Below are 18487 nucleotides of genomic sequence, written 5' to 3'. Positions count from 1 at the left end.
GACGGCGCCGCCCGGTCTTACGCTGGAGCCCGTGCGGGGTACGGAAAGCCGGGACGCCCGCGGCACCCAGGCCGTACACGCGGCGCTGCCGGAGCCGCTGCGGGACGCGGTGGACGAGTTCGCCCGTCACCTCGCCTCGGTCCGCAACCGCTCGCCGCACACCGTGCGGGCGTACGTCGCCGACCTCGTGTCCCTGTTGGACCACGCGCACCGAATGGGCTGCGCCGACCTGGCTGGACTGAGCCTCGACACGGTACGCAGCTGGCTGGCGAAGCAGCGGACGATGGGAGCGGCCCGGGCATCACTGGCCCGGCGCGCGGCGGCGGCGCGCACGTTCAGTGCCTGGGCCCACCGTGGCGGACTGCTGCCCAGCGACGTGGCCGCCACACTGGCCAGTCCCCGCCCGCAGCGCACGCTGCCCACCGTGCTCCGCGCCGACCAGGCCGTACTCCTCGTCGAGGCACCGACCCGCCCCGGAACCAAGGCAGCAAACCAAACCGAGGCAGCGGACCCGACCGGGGCACAGGTCCGAGCCGAGGCAGCGAACGGGACCGGGGCAGAGGCAAGGACCGAGACAACGAACAGGACCGAATCAGCGGCCGGGACCCAGGTAGCGGACAGGACCGAGGCAGCGGACCGGACCAGGGCTCAGGGCGGGACCGGGGCTGACGGCGGGACCAGGGCTGACGGCGGGATCGGGGCTGAGGGCGGGACCAGGGCTGAGGGCGGGATCGGGGCGGGCGACGGCGACGGGGTGGGTGGCAGCGCGACTGGTCGACGCCGGGTCGGCGATGGGCCGGCCGACCGGGTGGCCGAGGCGGTGTTGTTGCGGGATCGGGCGCTGCTGGAGTTGCTCTACGGCACCGGGGTACGGGTCAGCGAAGCGTGCGGCATCGACATCGCCGACGTCGATCATGGCCGGCGGGTGGTCCGGGTACGGGGCAAGGGTGGACGGGAACGGGCCGTGCCGTACGGCCTGCCGGCCCAACGGGCCCTCGACGAGTGGTTGCGGCAGGGACGGCCGGTGCTCGCGGTCCCGAGTTCCCGCGACGCGCTGCTGCTCGGCTCACGGGGCGGTCGGTTGAACCCGACGAGCGCCCGTCGGATCGTCGGTGGCTACGCGCAGGCCGCCGGCCTGCCCCGGATCAGCCCGCACGCGCTGCGCCACTCGGCCGCCACGCACCTGCTGGAGGGCGGCGCGGACCTGCGCGCGGTGCAGGAGTTGTTGGGACACTCCTCGCTGGCCAGTACGCAGGTCTACACCCACGTCTCCGTCGACCGGCTACGCAACGCATACCGTCAGGCCCACCCCCGCGCCTGACCCACCTCGCGCGCAATCTTGGTATGAAAGCGCCTCTGGAAGGGCGGCTTCGCACCAAGATCCATTGCGTGCGGGGGTATTGGGGGCGGGGGCGGCGTTACGATCATGTGGTGAGCGTTCCGCCGCCGCCTGAGCCGATCACGGGCGCCCGCCTGCTCTTCTCCCTCGATCCGGCGGTCAGCCACCTCAACCACGGCTCGTTCGGCGCGGTGCCCATCATCGCGCAGCGGGCCCAGCAGCGGTTGCGCGACGAGATGGAGGCCGATCCGCTGCGCTTCTTCACCCAGGGCCTGGCCGACCGGATCACGCACGCCCGCCGGCACCTGGCCGGGTTTCTCGGTGCCGACCCGGACGGCACCGCGCTGACCATGAACGCGACCACCGGCGTGGCGGTGGTGCTCCAGTCCCTTTGCCTGCGCCCCGGCGACGAGGTGCTCACCACCGACCACGGCTACGGTGCGGTCGACCTCTCGGTCTTCCGGGAATGTCGCCGCACCGGGGCGACACATCGGGTGCTGCGGGTGCCGCTGTCCGCCACCAACGAGGAGATCGTGCAGATCGTCCGGTCCGGGCTGCGCCCGGGCCGCACCCGACTGCTCGTGGTCGACCAGCTCACCTCGGCCACGGCACGGCTGTTCCCGGTCGCCGCCATCGTCGGGGTGGCCCGGGAACACGGAATCTCGGTGTTGGTCGACGCCGCGCACGCGCCCGGGATGTTGCCCGCGACGGTGCAGAGCATCGGCGCCGACTTCTGGGTCGGCAATCTGCACAAGTGGGGGTACGCGCCACGAGGCACGGCGGTGCTGACCGTCGCCCCGCAGTGGCAGGAGCGGATCGAGCCGCTGGTGGTCTCCTGGGAACAGGCGGCCGGCTTTCCGGGCCGGATGGAGTGGCAGGCGACGGCGGACTACACCGCCTGGCTGAGCGCCCCGGCGGGGCTCTACACGCTGCGTACGCTGGGCGTCGATCGGGTGCGTGCGCACAACGCGGCGCTGGCGGCGTACGGCCAGCGGGTGGTGGGGGACGCGCTCGGGGTGCCGCCGGCCGACCTGCCCGACCCCGGCGGACCAACGGTCGCCATGCGGATCATCCCGTTGCCGGCGGGGCTCGCCACCACCATCGAGGCCGCGCGGGCGCTGCGGGCCCGGATCGCCGAGCGGCTCGCCACCCAGGTCGCGGTCATGAGCTGGGACGGACGCGGCTGGCTGCGACTCTGCGGCCAGGTGTACAACTCGCCTGACGAGTACGACCGGCTGGCCGTCCGGCTGCCCACCCTGCTCGCCCAGGGGTGACGGGCTCCTCGGCGAGCGGCAGTAGCCGGGACCGGCCGAGGCCGAGCAGGGCCAACGGGTCGAGATAGTCGTTGCCCTGGCGCAGCCCCCAGTGCAGGCAGGCGGCCTCCGGACAACCCGGGTGTCCGGGCTCCAGGACGCCCAGGACGGTGCCCGCCGGTACCAGCGTGCCGACCGTGACCATCGGCTCCACCGGCTCGTAGGTGGTCCGCAGCCCGTCGGCGTGGTCCACCGAGATCACCGGGCGGCCGGCAACCATGCCGGCGTACCGGACCGTGCCGGCGCCGGCCGCACGGATCGTCGCACCGGCCGGAGCCAGCAGGTCGACGCCACGATGGCCGGGCAACCAGGGTCGGGGCGGCGGATCGAACCGGCGGGCTGGCCGCGGCTGGCCGTCGACCGGCCACCGATACCGCCCGCCGAACGAAGCCGCGGACGACGACGGCGAGGACAACGACGCGGACACGGACAACGCCGACGGAGCCGACGCGGACGCGGACAACGCCGACGCGGACGCAAAGGCCGACGACGGCGACGCACAGGCGGTCAACGCCGACGCCGCTGGCGGGTACGCGGCGAGCGGGACGAGGAGGAGAGCGGTGAGCGCACGGGAGCGGGTCGGCATGCCGGTGAGCCTGCCGGGCTCCGCGCAGGTTCGCCGACCGGCCGGGGTCGCCTGTGGACGACGAAGCACGCTGTGGACAGCCCACGCCGAAGGAGATGATCTGCTATGGCCGTCTAGCGGCCGATCCGCCAGTGTGGACCGTTCGCGGCGGGTGGGGGTCCGCCGGGATCCGACCGGGGTTCAGCCGCCGAAGCCGGAGTCGGCGGGGAGGGAGATGTCGGGCTTTTCCAGCTCCTCGACGTTGACGTCCTTGAACGTCATCACCCGGACGTTCTTGACGAACCGCGCGGGGCGGTACATGTCCCACACCCAGGCGTCGTGCATCTCGACCTCGAAGTAGACCTCGCCGTCGGAGTTGCGCACGTGCAGGTCGACCTGGTTGGCCAGGTAGAACCGCCGCTCGGTCTCCACCACGTAGGAGAACTGACGGACGATGTCGCGGTACTCCCGGTAGAGCTGTAGCTCCATCTCGGTCTCGTACTTTTCGAGATCTTCCGCGCTCATTCCACTCCGCCTTCCATGACCACATCTTCCCCCACCGGCGCCGGACGCTGAGGCTGCTCGCCCAACGCCACGCCGACGGTACCCCCTGCGGAGCCCGAGCGCTCCATCGGCTCGTCCCGGCTTGCGCCCAGCGGTCGACGCGAGCGGGGCGGACGGCCGTCGAGGCCGGAGACGGTGGCGACGTTGACGTACGAGAACCGATGCTCCCGGCACGGACCGTGCTCGCGCAGCGCCGCCGTGTGATCGGCGGTGATGTACCCCTTGTGCTCGGCGAAGCCGTAGCCGGGATGTGTCGCGTCCAACTCGACCATGATCCGGTCCCGGGTCACCTTGGCCAGTACGCTCGCCGCCGCCACGCAGGCCGCCACCCGATCGCCCTTCCACACGGCAAGCCCGGGCACGTCCAGGCCGTCGACGCCGAACCCGTCGGTCAGTACGTACTCGGGCCGCACGGTCAGCGAGGCCAGTGCCCGGCGCATCGCCGCCAGGTTGCACACGTGCAGCCCTCGGGCGTCGACCTCCTCGGCGGGGATGATCACCACGGCGTACGCCAGGGCACGCGCGACGACCTCGTCGTACACCCGCTCCCGGCTCGCCGGGGTGAGCAGCTTGGAGTCGGCCAACCCGTCGATCTCGCCGCGCCGCCCCTCGGGCAGTACCGCGGCGGCGGCCACCAGCGGCCCGGCGCAGGCGCCCCGGCCGGCCTCGTCGGCGCCGGCGACGTACCGGAACCCGCGCCGTTGCAACGCCCGCTCCAGCGCGTAGAGCCCGGCCTCCCGACGCACCACCGTGCGCGGCGGGGTCAGCATGCCGCACCGCCGGTCGCGGTCGTGACGCCGGTCAACGCACGGGTCAGGATCGCCGCCACGTCCACCGGGTAGCACCGCTCGGTGGTGCTGCTCAACTCCGGCACCGACCACCACCGGTAGCCGTCGACGCTGCCCCGCTCGACCTCGCTGAAGCCGGTCGTGTCGACCTCGTGTGCGGCCACCCGGACCAGGAAGAACCGCTGCTCCTGCCGATACCACACCCCGTCGAAGGAGAACTCGGTCAGGTCGGCGTGGACCGGCTCACCGAACTCCGCCACGGCCAGCCGCAACCCGGTCTCCTCCGCCAGTTCGCGGGCCGCGCCGTCGGCGTACGTCTCCCCTGGGTCGAGACCGCCGCCCGGGGTGAACCACCAACGTCCGCCCTCCGGACGGGCCGGATCGGAGCCGCGGAAGAGCAGCAGTCGATCAGCCCCGTCGACCAGGAGCACCCGGGCGGCGCGCCTCGGGGTGTAGTCCGTCACCGCACCAGACTGCCAGACGCCGCCGACAACGCCCACGTCCCCGTCCCACCTGCCGCACCCAGGCTCTGTCGGCGCACCGCGCCCGCGCCGTCAGGATCCGGGGATCGCCTCGAACTGCTCGGGCACCGTGAGCAGGGTGGCCCGGCTGAACGGCCAGAAGATGGTGAAGGCCCGGCCCACGACATCCTTCTCCGGGATGGTGGCCGAGGTGATGTTCTCCCCGGACTGCTGGTAGTGCTCCAGCGAGTCGCCGGAGGCGGAGCGGTGGTCGCCCATCACCCAGAGCCGACCCTCCGGCACGACCACGTCGAACTCCTGGTCCGCCGGCTTGTCCCGGTGACCGTCGAACGAGAAGATGTACGGCTCGTCCAGCGACACCCCGTTGAGCACCAGGCGGTCCTGGTCGTCGCAGCAGACCACCCGGTCACCGCCGACGCCGATCACCCGCTTGATGAAGTCCTCGCCAGCGGGGTTGCCGCTCCACTCGACGGGCGCCTTGAAGACGATCACCTCGCCGCGGTGCGGCGACCGGAAGTTGTACACCAGCTTGTTGACCAGCACCCGATCATCGATCTTGAGGGTGTTCTCCATGGACGGCGAGGGGATGAAGAAGGTCTGCAGTACGAAGGCCCGCACCAATACCGCGACCACGATCGCCACCCCGAGAAGGATGGGCAGTTCCTTCCAAAAGGAATGGCTCGACTTGTCGGTCTGCTCGTCAATCACGGAAGGAGCCTACGTTGCCCGGATCGGCGCCACCGCGCGGAACGCGCGAGAACGGATAGCGTGGCCGCGATCGGAAGGACCAGCACGACACCTCCGTCGGTCGTGGGCCGTACCGGTGGAGCGGCGCCTCCGGTTGCCGTCGATGGTGGGGCCACGGTGGCGAACGTCTCGGGCACCGGCAGGGAATGCCAGCGGCTGGACGGCCAGACCACCGCGAAGGCCCGTCCCACCACGTTGTCGATCGGCACCGTGCCCTGGCATCGGGCGTCCTGCGAGACGAGCCGGTGGTCGCCGAGCACGAACATCTGGCCCGGCGGCACCACGATCTCCTCGAACCGCCGCGACCGGCACTCCTGCGGGTTCGGGGGCAGATCCAGCGGCGAGTCACGCAGCACGTACGCCGACTCGTCCAGCGCGGTGCCGTTGACCAGCACCCGCCCCTGTTCGTCACAGCAGCTCACCCGGTCACCCGGCAGCCCGATGACGCGCTTGATGAAGTCCTTCTCCCCGGGGCGACCGACGCCGACCAGATCGCCGACGGTGCGGCCGAACCGGTCGGCGAAACCGTCCGGCGGCTCCACGTCGACCTGCGGCACCCACTGGTCGGTGCCCCGGAAGACCACCACCTCGCCGCGCTGCGGATCCCGAACGTTGTAGACGACCTTGTTGACCAGCACGCGGTCACCGACGAGCAGGGTGTCCTCCATCGACCCGGAGGGGATGAAGAACGCCTGGAGCAGGAACGTGCGGATCAGCACCGCGAGACAGAAGGCGACGACGAGCAGCAGCGGCAGCTCCTGCCAGAGCGGCATCTGCGGTTTGCTGCGTCGGGCACGTCGTCGCCACGGATCAACCGAGCCGCTGTCGTCAAGCGCCTGTACCACGCCCACTCCCCGGTCCGCAGAAACGACTACCGCCCGGGAGTCTCGTCGAGACTCCCCGGGCGGTAGTGGAGGTCACCCGCCGCGCAGGGCGGGTCGCCGCGCCGCTGCGCCCGTACCGACCAGGGTAGTGCGACCTGGCCCGTACGACATACGCGCAGCTTAGGCGGCGTGGCGCAGTGCGAGGTCAGCTCGGCTGCTTCTCGCGCAGCTCCTTGATCTTGGCCTTCTTGCCCCGCAGCTCCCGCAGGTAGTAGAGCTTGGCCCGACGCACGTCACCACGGGTCACGACCTCGATCCGGTCGATCGCCGGGCTGTTGATCGGGTAGGTCCGCTCGACACCGACGCCGAAGCTGAGCTTACGGACGGTGAAGGTCTCCCGCAGTCCGTCACCCTGGCGGCGGATGACGACGCCCTGGAAGATCTGAACCCGGGACCGGTTACCCTCGACCACCCGGGCGTGCACCTTGACAGTGTCACCGGCACGGAAGTCGGGAAGGTCGGTGCGCTTCGACGCGGCGTCAAGGGCGTCCAGGATGTTCATCGCGATGTCCTCGTGAGGCTCACGGCGCACCGTCACTCGGCGCGCGGATGGGTGATACTGATCCCCGGATGGTGGTCGGCGAGAACCGGCCCCGGTCGAGGACCCTCGCAGCCGTCCACGGCGCAGACGACTGCGGCAACCCCTCTACTTTGCCACATCCGGTCCGGGCACCTGAAATCCGGCCCGGTCGAGCGCCGCTGCGTCCCGTTTGTCCAGCTGCTGCGGGTCGAGCGCGGCGAGCATGTCCGGCCGGCGCCGGCCGGTACGGGCCAACGCCTCGTCCCGGCGCCACCGGGCGATCCGGCCGTGGTCGCCGGAACGGAGCACCTCCGGCACGTCCAGTCCCCGCCAGGTCGCCGGCTTGGTGTACATCGGCGCCTCCAGCAGCCCGTGCGCGTGGGACTCCTCGGTCAGCGAGCCGGCGTTGCCGAGCACCCCGGGCAGCAGCCGGGTCACCGCCTCCAGGATCACCAGCACCGCGACCTCACCGCCGAAGAGCACGTAGTCGCCGAGGCTGACCTCGGTGACCGGCATCCGGGTGGCCGCGTGGTCGAGTACCCGCTGGTCGATGCCCTCGTACCGGCCGCAGGCGAAGAGCAGGTGCGGCTCGGCGGCCAGCTCGTACGCCAGTGCCTGGGTGAACGGCACGCCGGCCGGGGAGGGCACCAGCAGCCGGGGTGGGGCCGACTCCGCGGGGGCCAGGGCGTCCAGCGCCGCGCCCCACGGCTCGGGCCGCATCACCATGCCGGGCCCGCCGCCGTACGGGGTGTCGTCGACCGTGCGGTGTACGTCGTGGGTCCAGTCCCGCAGATCGTGTACGGCCAGCCGCAGCGTGCCGTTGGCCCGCGCCCTGCCGATCAGCGACAGGTCCAGCGGGGCGAAGTACTCCGGGAAGATCGACACGATGTCGACGCGCATCAGGGGTGCTCCGCGGGGATCAGAGGTCGAGCAGGCCGCCGGGCGGGTCGACCACGACGCGACCACCGGCGAGATCGACCTCGGGGACGATCGCCTTGACGAACGGAATCAGCGCGGTACGCCCCTCGGGACGGCGCAGCACCAGCAGATCGGAGGCGGGAGCGTGGTCGATCCGGGCCACCTCGCCGAGATGCTCGCCGGTCGGGGTGACCACGGCCAGCCCCACCAACTGGTGGTCGAGGAACTCCTCCGGGTCCTCCGGCGCGGCCACGTCGGCGCTGTCGACGGTGAGCAGGGTACCCCGCAACGCCTCCGCGACGTCCCGGTCCAGCGACCCTTCGAAGGCGACCAGCAGCCGACCCTGGTGCCAGCGAGCAGCCTCTACGGTCAGCTCGTAGGGCACTCCGGGGCTGGCGGCCGGCTCCTGGCCGCCCCGGGTGACCGCCCCCGGCATGGTGCGCAACACCGTGCCGGGGGCGAACCGCGTCTCGGGCTCGTCAGTACGCACCTCCACGGTGACCTCACCGCGGATGCCGTGCGGCTTGCCGATCCTGCCGACGATGAGCAGCATCAGTACGAGTCGACGATGTCGACGCGTACGCCGCGCCCACCGATGGAGCCGATCACCTGGCGCAGTGCCTTGGCGGTCCGACCGGACCGCCCGATCACGGTGCCCAGGTCCTCGGGGTGCACGCGGACTTCGAGCCGCTTGCCCCGACGGGAGTCGACCATCCGGACGCGTACGTCATCGGGGTGATCGACGATGCCCTTGACCAGGTGCTCCAACGCCGGCCGCAGTGCCATGTCAGGCCTGCTCGCCGGAGTCCGCAGCGGCCGGCGCCTCGGCCTTCGGCGCCTCGGCCTCGGCGGCCTTGGCGGCCTTCTTGGCCGGCTTGGCCGGGGTGTCGGCCACGCCAGCGGCGGCCTTCGCCTCGGCCTCGTAGGCGGCCTTGCGGTCGGCCCGCTCGGCGGCGACCTTCAGCGGCGGCGGAGCCGGCAGGCCCTTGAACTTCTGCCAGTCACCAGTCAGCTCCAGCAGCCGCTGCACCGCCTCGCTCGGCTGGGCGCCGACGGACAGCCAGTACTGGACCCGCTCCGACTTGACCTCGATCACCGAAGGGTCTTCCTTCGGCTGGTAGATGCCGACGAACTCGATCGCCCGGCCGTCGCGCTTGGTGCGCGAGTCGGCGATGACGATGCGGTACTGCGGGTTGCGGATCTTGCCCATCCGCAGGAGCCGGATCTTTACGGCCACGGTTGTTTCGCTCCTGTTGCGATCTCACCGGCCCAGGGCGGGCGGTGTGCACGGGTGAGCGCCAACGGCACAGTGGGGTTGGGCCGGAGACCACTCGGGTGGACTGGCGACGTGCTCGGGTTAGAGGGCGCCGGGCACGCGCCGGATACCAGCCAGCCATTCTGCCAGATCCGCCCGGGATCCCTCACATCGGACCGGTGTGGGTCACCCAACCCGACCCAGATGTGACCGATGCCACACCCCTTTGCGGGGCAATGTCTGGCCGGCTCGGGCCTCAACACGCGGGTGGACGGTCCCAACCGGCGGGCAGCCGCTCGGGGACGGTCCACTCCGCCGGCGGGCTGAACTCGCACCAGGTGCCGTCGAAGGGGAACTCGCCGGCCTCCGCGAGGGCGATCACCCGCTTGCCCTCGGCCCGCACGGCCGCCTCGTCGCTCACCCAGTAGTGCTCGGGGAAGGCCAGCCGCTCGACGAACTCGTCCTCGTCCTTCCACTCCCAGGCCCGGTCCGGGCGGACCCACACGTCGAGATCCTGATCGATGATGTCGACCCCGGCCAGCTCACCGTCGTCCCACCGGACGCCGGTCTCCTCCAGGTTGACGTACCAGCCGGCGAAGCCACCCTGCGCGTCGCGGAACCACCAGACGGAGTGGGTCGCGCCGGTGGGCAGGAACTCCAGCAGCGGCGGGCCGGTCCAGCGGCCCTGCGCCACGCGGTAACTGCTCGCCACCCACTCGGCGAACGGCATCGCGCGCATGCCCAGCCCCGCCTCGGTCACCTCACCGGCCACCGGCGAGCCCTCGGCCAACCAGAGCAGCAGCCCTCGCTCGTCGTCGCTGACCACCCGGACCGGCCGGACCCACCCGATCCGCCCACGCCGCACGTTGCGGTGGACGATCAAACGACCTGGCTCGAACGTCACGCACCGCAGCCTATCGGTCGGCGACCACGGGCCTCGGTACGCGCGCCGGGGCCACCGGCCGGATCGCTGGCGATGATCGGGCCGCGCCGACGAAGGGTGCTGTTGCGATGTTCCGGGCAAGGTTCGCCCGTCCCGCCCAACGGCATCCGCCCGCCGCCGGAGTGTTAGGAAGGGGCCCCTCCTCTACCGGAGGCGTTAACAAGGGGCCCTTCCTTACACCTCAGTAGGCGCGGGCGAGGATGGCGGTGAGGTCCGGCTCGTCCTCGGAGTCGGGGACGGAACCGTCGGCGCGTACCAGGCAGCGGACGGTGACGCCCTGCCCGTTGGCCTTGGCCTCGCCCTCGACGCCGACCGCCGACCACGGCACCTGGGCCCAGCCGTTGGCCGCCGCCTCGATCGCCTCGTCCAGGGTCGCCACCGCGACGGTGCGCGACTGGCGGAAGGCCAGCGCCTGGTCGTGCAGCGCCTGCTGGTCGGCGTCCAGCGCGGCGAGCACCGCGCCGACCACGTCGGCCACCGGGGTGGGGGCCTTCGAGCCGTCGGTACGCCGGACCACCACCGCGTTGCCGGCGGCCAGGTCACGCGGGCCGACCTCGACGCGTACCGGGTAGCCGCGCAGCTCGGCGTCGACGGCCCGGCGGCCGAACGGGGTGTCGGTGCGGTCGTCGAGCGTCACCCGGACCCCGGCGTCGCGCAGCGCGTCGCGCAGCTTGGCCGCGGCCTCGCCGACGCCGTCGCCGTCCTTCACCACCATCACGTACGCCTGCACCGGCGCCAGCTTCGGCGGCACCCGCAGCCCGTTGTCGTCGCCGTGGCACATGATCAGGCCGCCGAGCATCCGGGTCGAGGTGCCCCAGGAGGTGGTCCAGGCGAGTTCCCGGCTGCCCTCGGCCGAGGAGTAGCTGATGTCGAACGCCTTGGCGAAGTTCTGCCCGAGCTCGTGGCTGGTGCCGAGCTGCAGCGCCTTGCCGTCACCCATCATGCCTTCGCAGGTGTACGTGGCGGTCGCCCCGGCGAAGCGCTCCCGGGTGGTCTTGAGCCCGACCACCACCGGGATGCCGAGCACGCTCACCATCAGGTCCTCGTACGCCTCGTGCAGGATCTTGCGGGCGTAGGCGCGGGCGTCCTCCCGCGTGGCGTGCGCGGTGTGCCCCTCCTGCCAGAGGAACTCGCTGGTGCGCAGGAAGATACGCGGGCGCAGCTCCCAGCGGACCACGTTGGCCCACTGGTTGAGCAGCAGCGGCAGGTCCCGGTACGAGTCGATCCACTTGGCCATGAACTCGCCGATGACCGTCTCGCTGGTCGGGCGGACCACGACCGGCTCGGCCAACTGCTTGCCACCACCGTGGGTGACCACCGCGAGTTCCGGCGAGAAGCCCTCGACGTGCTCGGCCTCGCGCTTGAGGTAGCTCTCCGGAATGAAGAGCGGGAAGTACGCGTTCTCCGCGCCGGCCGCCTTGATCCGGTCGTCCATCTCGGCCTGCATCCGCTCCCAGATGGCATAGCCGGCCGGTCGGATCACCATGGTCCCCCGCACCGGCCCGTTGTCGGCCAGCTTCGCCTTGGCGATGAGGTCCTGGTACCAGCGAGGAAAGTCCTCAGCCCGGGGAGTAAGCACGCGCGCCATGACCGCACATCCTATGCCCACCCCCACCCACCCCTCCCTCCCATCCCTCCCCTCCCCGCCCCCGCCCCCTCCCCCGCCTTCCCCCGCCTTCCCCCGCCTTCCTCGGTTGATCAAGGAGTTTGGGTCACCGATGAGGCCGGTTCCTGACCCAAACTTCTTGATCAACCGAGCGGGGGCGGCGGGCGGGGTGGTCAGGCAGGGGTTGCCGCAGGCGGGCGGGGAGGGGCGGGCGGGGTGGTCAGGGGAGGGGGGTGCCGCGGAGGATCAGGTGGGTGGGGGTGCGGAGGGCGTTGAGGTCCTGGCGGGGGTCTTCCGGGTAGATGGCCAGGTCGGCTGGGGCGCCCTCGACCAGGGCGGGGAGGCCGAGCCACTCCCGGGCGCGCCAGGAGGCGGCGGCGAGGACGTCCAGGGTGGACATGCCGGCCTGTTCGTGCAGCAGGAGCATCTCCTCGACGGCCAGGCCGTGGTCGATGCCACCGCCCGCGTCGGTGCCGACATAGATCGGCACCCCGGCCTCGTACGCGGCCCGCACCACCTGCGGAAAGCGGTCGCGCAGGGCGAGCATGTGGTCGGCGTACCCGGGGAACTTGGGCCGGGCCTGGTCGGCGATGTGACCGAAGGTACGGATGTTGATCATCGTGGGGACCAGCGCGGTGCCCTGCCGGGCCATCAGGTCGATCAGGTCCAGGCTCAACCCGGTGCCATGCTCGACGGAGTCCACCCCGGCCCGCACCATGATCTCCACGGCCGATTCGCTGAACGTGTGTACGGCGGCGCGTACCCCGGCGGCGTGTGCGGCGGCCACGGCGGCGGTCATCGTGTCGGCGTCCCAGGCCGGCGCCAGGTCACCGACCCCCCGATCGATCCAGTCACCGACCAGCTTGACCCAGCCGTTGCCGGCCGCGGCCTGCTCGGCCACGGTCGCCGCGACCTCGGCCGCACCGACCTCCACACCGATGTCACGCAGGTAGCGCTTCGGCGGCGCCACGTGCCGCCCGGCCCGGATCAGACGCGGCAGGTCGGGCTCGTCGTCCAGTTCGGGGTACGGAAAGGGCGAACCGGCGTCCCGAATCGCCAACACCCCGGCGTCCCGATCGGTACGCGCCAACGCACGCGCCTGGTCCAGCGAGGTGACCGGGGCGCCGCCCCGGGCGATGCCGATGTGACAGTGCGCGTCCACCAGCCCGGGCAGGATGAACCCCCGGTCGGCGATCGTCTCGGCGCCGGGCACCGGATCGAAGGTCACCCGGTCGCCCACCAGCCACAGATCCCGGACCTCGTCGTCGGGGAGAAGCACACCGCGCACATGCAGAGCCATGCGCACAGTCCTACCGGATCACTCTCCGTCGCGGACGAGGAGCCCCGCGCGTCGGACGGTCAGCGCCGGCAGATCGACCGACACCTTCCACGGCCGTTCGGTGACGAACAGGTCCTCGGTGTGGGCGGCCACCTCGTACTCACCGGAGGCACTCAGCACGTATTCGGTCAGGGTGATCTTGTCGTGCAGCGGATCGACCACCCAGTACGTGCGCACACCGGCACGGGCATAGACCCGGGCCTTGTCGTAGAGGTCGCGGAAGGTCGACGAGGGCGAGACGACCTCGACGGCCAACAGCGCGTCCTCGACCGGCACCGGCGAACGGTCGGCGTGCTCGCGGCGGATGGCGACCACGTCGGGCCGAGGCTCGTTGCGGCGGTCGACCCGCATCGACAGGTCGATGCTGACCAGGTATTCCACCGGGCAGTTGACTTCGAGAGCGAGCAGCAGCCGGACACAGAGATCTTGGTGCAGTGCGGTGGGGGACGGCACGATCAACCTTCCGTTGATCAGTTCGTACGGAAGGTCCTTCGGCAGGTCGCCGAGGTCGTCAACCGTCCACTCCGACCGCTCGGGCAGGATGGGCGCCACGGTCATGACTCCTCCTTCCAGGGGCGGCATCACCCTAAGCGCTGGCAACGCCACCCGCCGTCATCGACACGCTCAGCGGGGCGGCTTACCGCCCTTGCCGAGCTTGTTGAAGTCGATCTTCGGAAGCTTGAAGCCCGGCGGCAGACCCTGACCGGCGGCCAGGTCGTCCGGGCTCATGCCCGGCGGAAGCTGCGGCATGCCACCCGGGAAGCCACCCGGCATCCCGGCGCCGGTACGCGGCCGGCCGCCGCCCTTCGTACCCTTGCGCTTGTTCTTGGGGCTCTTGGTGGCCTTGCGCCGTCCGCCCGGCAGACCCATCATGCCGCCCATCTGCTTCATCATCTTCTGCGCGTCGGTGAAGCGGTTGAGCAGCTGGTTGACGTCCATCACGGTGACGCCGGAGCCGTTGGCGATCCGGGCCCGCCGGGAGCCGTTGATGATCTTCGGGTTGGTGCGCTCGGCCGGGGTCATCGACCGGATGATCGCGGTGATCCGATCGAAGTGCTTGTCGTCCAGCTCGGCGAGCTGGTCCTTGACCTGCCCCATGCCCGGCATCATGGCCAGCACGTTGGCGATCGGCCCCATCCGGCGAACCGCGATGAGCTGGTCGAGGAAGTCCTCCAGGGTGAACTGCTCGCCGCCCATCAGCTTGGCGGTCATCTTCTCCTTCTGATCGGTGTCGAAGGCCGCCTCGGCCTGCTCGATCAGAGTGAGGACGTCGCCCATGCCGAGGATCCGGCTGGCCATCCGGTCGGGGTGGAAGACGTCGAAGTCCTCCAGCTTCTCGCCGGTGGAGGCGAACAGGATCGGCTGCCCGGTCACCTCACGCACCGACAGCGCGGCGCCACCCCGGGCGTCGCCGTCGAGCTTGGAGAGCACCACGCCGGTGATGCCGACGCCGTCGCGGAACGCCTCGGCGGTACGCACCGCGTCCTGGCCGACCATCGCGTCGATGACGAAGATGACCTCGTCGGGGTCGACCGCGTCGCGGATGTCGGCGGCCTGCTGCATCATCTCGGCGTCGATGCCGAGCCGGCCGGCCGTGTCGACGATGACCACGTCGCGGGCGGCACGGCGGGCGTGTTCGAGAGAGGCCTTCGCCACCTGCACCGGGTCACCGACGCCGTTGCCGGGTTCCGGGGCGTACACCTCGACACCGGCGCGGCCACCGAGCACCTGAAGCTGCCCGACGGCGTTGGGCCGCTGGAGGTCGGCGGCGACCAGCAGCGGCTGGTGGCCCTGGGTCTTGAGCCAGCGGGCCAGCTTGCCGGCGAGCGTCGTCTTACCGGAGCCCTGGAGGCCGGCGAGCATGATCACGGTCGGTGGCTGCTTGGCGAACTGGAGCCGGCGCCCCTCGCCACCGAGAACCGCGACCAGTTCCTCGTTGACGATCTTGACGATCTGCTGGGCCGGGTTGAGCGCCTGGGAGACCTCCGCCCCCCGGGCCCGTTCCTTGACGTTCGTGATGAAGCCCTTGACGACCGGCAGCGCGACGTCGGCCTCCAGCAGCGCGAGGCGGATCTCGCGCGCCGTCGCGTCGATGTCGGCGTCGGTGAGGCGTCCCTTGCCGCGGAGTTTGGTGAAGATCCCGGAGAGGCGGTCACTCAAGGTGTCAAACACGCGAACATCCCGTTTGTCGTCTTCGGCGGGCACAGTGCGGACGCGCGGGTGTCGTCCAGCCCACCGCTAGCCTAGCCCGCCCCCGCAGTCCGGGGCCCGCCCAGCCGGGCCCTCGGCGCAACCGGCCGCACCCATCCACAGTCCGGACCGGTCCCCGGCGGGTTCGGTACGTACCGATGGCGGGTTGTTAACCAGGGGCCCTTCCTCTACCGGAGGCGTTAACAAGGTGCCCTTCCTTACACCGCGGTGAGCACGGCGGACTCCAGCCGGTCGCGTTCGGCGTCGGACGGCCAGGAGCCGACCAGGTAGAACACGTCCACCACGTCCCCGCCCAGCGTGGCGATCCGGGCCGCCCGGACCTGGGCGCCGGCCGTGTCCAGGGCGCTGGTCACCCGGTACAGCAGGCCGGCGGCGTCGGCGGCGCGCAACTCCAGCAGCACCGCGTCGGTGGCCGCGTCCCGATGCCAGACCACCCGCGGTTCGGCTCCGGCGTTGCGGGCGGCCAACGCCCGACCGCGCAGCCGCTGGGTCACCGAGACGTCGCCGCCGACCGCGCGACGCAGGTCCGAGCTGAGCGCCACCGGATCCGGTGGCAGGCCGTAGCGGGGCTGCACCCGGCACTCGACCAGGGCCCGGCCGTCCACCGTCGAGGCGTCGGCGGCGAGCACCTCCAGGCGGTGCAGGGCCAGGCAACCGGCCACCGTCGCGAGCAGGCCGCGCCGGTCGGCGGCGGCCACCGCCACCCGGTCCCCGGTCAGGTGTACGACCGGCAGCGGCCCCGCCACCAGCGCCGGATCCGGTGCGGGCGGTTCGGGGACGGTCCCGGTGTCGAGCATGGTGCGGACCCGGGCGACCAACTCGGCGATCAGCCGGCCCTTCCAGTCCGACCAGGCGGCCGGCCCGGTGGCGGCGGCGTCCGCGCGGGCCAGCGCGTACAGCAGGTCGAGGGTGGTGGCGTCACCGACCGCCTCGGCCACCCCGGCGATGGTGACCGGATCGGCGAGGTCGCGGCGGGTGGCCACCTCCGGCAGCAGCAGATGCAACCGGACGAGCGTGCCGATCAGCTCCGCCTCCGCCGCCGGCAGACCGATCCGGGCGGCTATCGCCGTCGCGATCGGCGCCCCGACCGTGGAGTGGTCACTGCCGGCGGCCTGGTGGGTGCCGGGCCGCTCGGCGGCACCTTCGCCGGGCAGGCCCTTGCCGATGTCGTGCAGGAAGGCGCCGAGCAGCAGCAGGTCGGGACGGTCCACGTCGCGGGTGTGCCGGCTGGCCTCGAAGGCGGTCTGCACCAGGTGCCGGTCGAGGGTGAACCGGTGTACCGGATTGTGCTGGGGCAGGCTCCGCAGCCGGGTCCACTCCGGCAACCAGCCGTCGATCAGCCCGTACCGGTCGCAGGTCTCCCAGGCGGGCAGCAGTCCCGCGCCGGCGCCCAGCAGCGTGGTCAGCGCGGCTCGCGCCTCCGGCGGCCAGGGCGTGGGCAGGGGCGGGCAGTACGCGGCCAGCCACTCGCAGGTGGCGCGGGCGATCGGCAGCCCGGTGACCGCCGCGGCGGCGGCGACCCGCAGCGAGAGGTTGGGGTCGGGGCGGGCCCCGATGGCGGTGCGGGCCAGCACCAGTTCACCGTCGTGCTCGACCACGTCCCGGGCGACGGGCCGGCGGACCGGCCGCCCGTCGGCGCCCCGGCGGCGACCGGAACGCAGCCGGTCGGCGGCGCGGAACGCGTCGTCCAGCGCGTGGCTGACGGTCCGGGCGTCGCCGGCCACCCGGCGCAGCAACGTGTCACCGTCACCGTCCGGCCCGCGTGGCGCCGGCACAGCCGGCTGCCCGGAGGGCCCGGTATCCGACCGCGACCCGTGCGACGAGCGGTCCGGGCCCGACAGCGACCCGTCCGGCTCGGCGGAGTGCGGTTCGGATCGAGCGGGTGCGGCCTGCCGGAGACCGAGCAGCGCGGCCACTCCGGCGCGTTCCTGGGCGAGCAGCCGATCGACCCGCCGGCCGACCTGCTGGTGCAGCGCGTCGCGGGTGTCCAACAGGCGTAGGTGCGCGGCGTGCACGGCGGGACGCAGCGCGTCGGTGATCCCGGCCAGGGCGATGGCCCGCAGGATGCCCACGTCGCGCAGACCGCCGGCGGCCTCCTTGAGGTCACCCTCCAGCAGGAAGGCCAGCTCACCGTGGGCCTGCCAGCGGGCGGCCGTGCTCTCCCGCAGCGGGGCCAGTTGGCGTACGGCGGTACGCCGCCAGTGGTCGGTGGCGCTGCGGGCCAGCGTGTCGGCCAGTTCGGGGTCGCCGGCGACGAGCCGGGCGTCGAGCAGGCCGAGGGCCACCTTGACGTCGTCCTGGGCGACCGACAGTGCCTCGGCGACGGTGCGTACCGAGTGGTCCAGCCGCAGCCCGGCGTCCCAGATCGGGTACCACAGTTCGGCGGCCAACTCGTCGATCCCGGGCACCCCGGCGTGCACCAGCACCAGGTCGAGGTCGCCGTAGGGGGCGCACTGCCGCCGGCCCAGGCCGCCGACCGCGAGCAGCGCGATGCCCGGCCGGTCCGGCAGCAGCCGGGCCAGCCAGGCGTCGTACGCGTCCGCCCGGGCTCGACGCGCCGTCGCGCCGATCCCGGCCGGTACGCCGACGACCTCGTTGACCTTTGGTTCCGCCGCGCGGCCCGAAGCCGAGGCGTCCCGAGAGGTCAACGAGGTCATCGAGGTGATTCCTACAGGGCGTCCAGGCCGCGTTCGCCGGTACGGACCCGGACGACCTCCTCGACTCCGGTCACCCAGACCTTGCCGTCGCCGATCTTGCCGGTCCGGGCGGCACCGACGACAGCGTCGACGATCTTCTCGACGTCGATCTCGTCGGTGAGTACCTCCACCCGGATCTTGGGCAGGAACTCGACGGTGTACTCGGCACCCCGGTAGACCTCGGTGTGCCCCTTCTGTCGCCCGTAACCCTGGACCTCGCTCACGGTCAACCCGGCCACGCCCAGCGCGTGCAGGGCCTCCTTGACGGCGTCCAACTGGTGCGGCTTGATGACCGCGGTCACCAGCTTCATGTCCAA

The 18487-nt window shown here is 71.9% G+C and carries 19 protein-coding genes and 1 pseudogene; 2 read left to right on the top strand and 18 right to left on the bottom strand.

Going from position 1 to position 18487, the window contains the following annotated elements:
- Nucleotides 1-31 precede the first annotated feature (31 nt).
- Both E0H26_RS16225 and E0H26_RS16220 read left to right on the top strand, forming a co-directional pair.
- A complete protein-coding gene (locus E0H26_RS16225; protein ID WP_206025170.1) occupies nucleotides 32-1321 on the top strand; it encodes a tyrosine-type recombinase/integrase in 1290 nt (429 codons plus the stop codon).
- A 110-nt stretch (nucleotides 1322-1431) separates the two neighbouring features.
- A complete protein-coding gene (locus tag E0H26_RS16220; RefSeq protein ID WP_131304492.1) occupies nucleotides 1432-2613 on the top strand; it encodes an aminotransferase class V-fold PLP-dependent enzyme in 1182 nt (393 codons plus the stop codon).
- Here the strand turns inward: E0H26_RS16220 and E0H26_RS16215 are convergent.
- The 18 genes and pseudogenes from E0H26_RS16215 to E0H26_RS16130 form a co-directional block, all read right to left on the bottom strand.
- Complete coding sequence (locus tag E0H26_RS16215) at nucleotides 2501-3238, bottom strand: murein hydrolase activator EnvC family protein (protein WP_420812853.1); 738 nt, start codon at nucleotides 3236-3238, stop codon at nucleotides 2501-2503. The genes E0H26_RS16220 and E0H26_RS16215 overlap by 113 nt on opposite strands.
- A gap of 180 nt (nucleotides 3239-3418) precedes the next feature.
- Complete coding sequence (locus tag E0H26_RS16210; RefSeq protein ID WP_007075222.1) at nucleotides 3419-3742, bottom strand: DUF2469 domain-containing protein; 324 nt, start codon at nucleotides 3740-3742, stop codon at nucleotides 3419-3421.
- Nucleotides 3739-4551, bottom strand: coding sequence for a ribonuclease HII (locus E0H26_RS16205; RefSeq protein WP_131304491.1), 813 nt, complete (start codon nucleotides 4549-4551; stop codon nucleotides 3739-3741). The genes E0H26_RS16210 and E0H26_RS16205 overlap by 4 nt, the downstream gene beginning before the upstream one ends.
- A complete protein-coding gene (locus E0H26_RS16200; protein ID WP_131304490.1) occupies nucleotides 4545-5033 on the bottom strand; it encodes an NUDIX hydrolase in 489 nt (162 codons plus the stop codon). Before E0H26_RS16200 ends, E0H26_RS16205 begins: the two co-directional genes overlap by 7 nt.
- A gap of 90 nt (nucleotides 5034-5123) precedes the next feature.
- Entirely contained in the window at nucleotides 5124-5759 is a 636-nt protein-coding gene (gene lepB / locus E0H26_RS16195) for a signal peptidase I (protein WP_131304489.1), read from the bottom strand.
- A gap of 9 nt (nucleotides 5760-5768) precedes the next feature.
- Nucleotides 5769-6643, bottom strand: a pseudogene (gene lepB, locus E0H26_RS16190) (signal peptidase I).
- A gap of 184 nt (nucleotides 6644-6827) precedes the next feature.
- A complete protein-coding gene (gene rplS / locus E0H26_RS16185; protein ID WP_131304487.1) occupies nucleotides 6828-7184 on the bottom strand; it encodes a 50S ribosomal protein L19 in 357 nt (118 codons plus the stop codon).
- A 144-nt stretch (nucleotides 7185-7328) separates the two neighbouring features.
- On the bottom strand, nucleotides 7329-8102 hold the full coding sequence (trmD, locus tag E0H26_RS16180; protein WP_131304486.1) for a tRNA (guanosine(37)-N1)-methyltransferase TrmD: 774 nt from the start codon (nucleotides 8100-8102) through the stop codon (nucleotides 7329-7331).
- A gap of 19 nt (nucleotides 8103-8121) precedes the next feature.
- Nucleotides 8122-8670, bottom strand: a complete 549-nt coding sequence (rimM, locus tag E0H26_RS16175) for a ribosome maturation factor RimM (RefSeq protein ID WP_206025189.1) — start codon at nucleotides 8668-8670, stop codon at nucleotides 8122-8124.
- Nucleotides 8671-8672: 2 nt separating this feature from the next.
- Nucleotides 8673-8933 carry an RNA-binding protein gene (locus E0H26_RS16170; protein WP_175440282.1) on the bottom strand — a complete coding sequence of 87 codons (261 nt, stop codon included), beginning with the start codon at nucleotides 8931-8933 and terminating at the stop codon, nucleotides 8673-8675.
- The gene (gene rpsP / locus E0H26_RS16165; RefSeq protein ID WP_131304484.1) at nucleotides 8908-9357 is read right to left on the bottom strand and encodes a 30S ribosomal protein S16; all 450 of its coding nucleotides are present in this window, start codon (nucleotides 9355-9357) and stop codon (nucleotides 8908-8910) included. Before rpsP ends, E0H26_RS16170 begins: the two co-directional genes overlap by 26 nt.
- A gap of 274 nt (nucleotides 9358-9631) precedes the next feature.
- Entirely contained in the window at nucleotides 9632-10279 is a 648-nt protein-coding gene (locus E0H26_RS16160) for a ribonuclease FAU-1 family protein (protein ID WP_131304483.1), read from the bottom strand.
- Between the two features lie 220 nt (nucleotides 10280-10499).
- On the bottom strand, nucleotides 10500-11906 hold the full coding sequence (proS, locus tag E0H26_RS16155; RefSeq protein ID WP_131304482.1) for a proline--tRNA ligase: 1407 nt from the start codon (nucleotides 11904-11906) through the stop codon (nucleotides 10500-10502).
- A gap of 238 nt (nucleotides 11907-12144) precedes the next feature.
- Nucleotides 12145-13224, bottom strand: a complete 1080-nt coding sequence (locus tag E0H26_RS16150; RefSeq protein WP_131304481.1) for an amidohydrolase family protein — start codon at nucleotides 13222-13224, stop codon at nucleotides 12145-12147.
- 18 nt (nucleotides 13225-13242) lie between these two features.
- Complete coding sequence (locus tag E0H26_RS16145; RefSeq protein WP_131304480.1) at nucleotides 13243-13821, bottom strand: Uma2 family endonuclease; 579 nt, start codon at nucleotides 13819-13821, stop codon at nucleotides 13243-13245.
- Nucleotides 13822-13887: 66 nt separating this feature from the next.
- Nucleotides 13888-15435, bottom strand: coding sequence for a signal recognition particle protein (gene ffh, locus E0H26_RS16140; protein WP_131304479.1), 1548 nt, complete (start codon nucleotides 15433-15435; stop codon nucleotides 13888-13890).
- A 236-nt stretch (nucleotides 15436-15671) separates the two neighbouring features.
- Nucleotides 15672-18131 (bottom strand): bifunctional uridylyltransferase/uridylyl-removing enzyme, encoded by a 2460-nt coding sequence (locus E0H26_RS30620; protein ID WP_131304478.1) that lies wholly within the window; start codon nucleotides 18129-18131, stop codon nucleotides 15672-15674.
- An 11-nt stretch (nucleotides 18132-18142) separates the two neighbouring features.
- Nucleotides 18143-18481, bottom strand: a complete 339-nt coding sequence (locus tag E0H26_RS16130; RefSeq protein ID WP_165521895.1) for a P-II family nitrogen regulator — start codon at nucleotides 18479-18481, stop codon at nucleotides 18143-18145.
- Between the last annotated feature and the right edge of the window lie 6 nt (nucleotides 18482-18487).

The organism is Micromonospora zingiberis, from assembly GCF_004331455.1.
GTDB classification, from domain to species: Bacteria; Actinomycetota; Actinomycetes; order Mycobacteriales; family Micromonosporaceae; genus Micromonospora; species Micromonospora zingiberis.
Note: the sequence above shows the minus strand (reverse complement) of the source record. Positions and strands in the feature narration are given on the sequence as shown.

Excerpts from the sequence above, each read along its gene's own strand:
- E0H26_RS16215 (WP_420812853.1), bottom strand. The coding sequence starts at position 3,238 with ATGCCGACCCGCTCCCGTGCGCTCACCGCTCTCCTCCTCGTCCCGCTC.
- E0H26_RS16210 (WP_007075222.1), bottom strand. The coding sequence starts at position 3,742 with ATGAGCGCGGAAGATCTCGAAAAGTACGAGACCGAGATGGAGCTACAG.
- E0H26_RS16205 (WP_131304491.1), bottom strand. The coding sequence starts at position 4,551 with ATGCTGACCCCGCCGCGCACGGTGGTGCGTCGGGAGGCCGGGCTCTAC.
- rplS (WP_131304487.1), bottom strand. The coding sequence starts at position 7,184 with ATGAACATCCTGGACGCCCTTGACGCCGCGTCGAAGCGCACCGACCTT.
- trmD (WP_131304486.1), bottom strand. The coding sequence starts at position 8,102 with ATGCGCGTCGACATCGTGTCGATCTTCCCGGAGTACTTCGCCCCGCTG.
- proS (WP_131304482.1), bottom strand. The coding sequence starts at position 11,906 with ATGGCGCGCGTGCTTACTCCCCGGGCTGAGGACTTTCCTCGCTGGTAC.
- E0H26_RS16150 (WP_131304481.1), bottom strand. The coding sequence starts at position 13,224 with ATGGCTCTGCATGTGCGCGGTGTGCTTCTCCCCGACGACGAGGTCCGG.
- E0H26_RS16145 (WP_131304480.1), bottom strand. The coding sequence starts at position 13,821 with ATGACCGTGGCGCCCATCCTGCCCGAGCGGTCGGAGTGGACGGTTGAC.
- E0H26_RS30620 (WP_131304478.1), bottom strand. The coding sequence starts at position 18,131 with ATGACCTCGTTGACCTCTCGGGACGCCTCGGCTTCGGGCCGCGCGGCG.
- E0H26_RS16130 (WP_165521895.1), bottom strand. The coding sequence starts at position 18,481 with ATGAAGCTGGTGACCGCGGTCATCAAGCCGCACCAGTTGGACGCCGTC.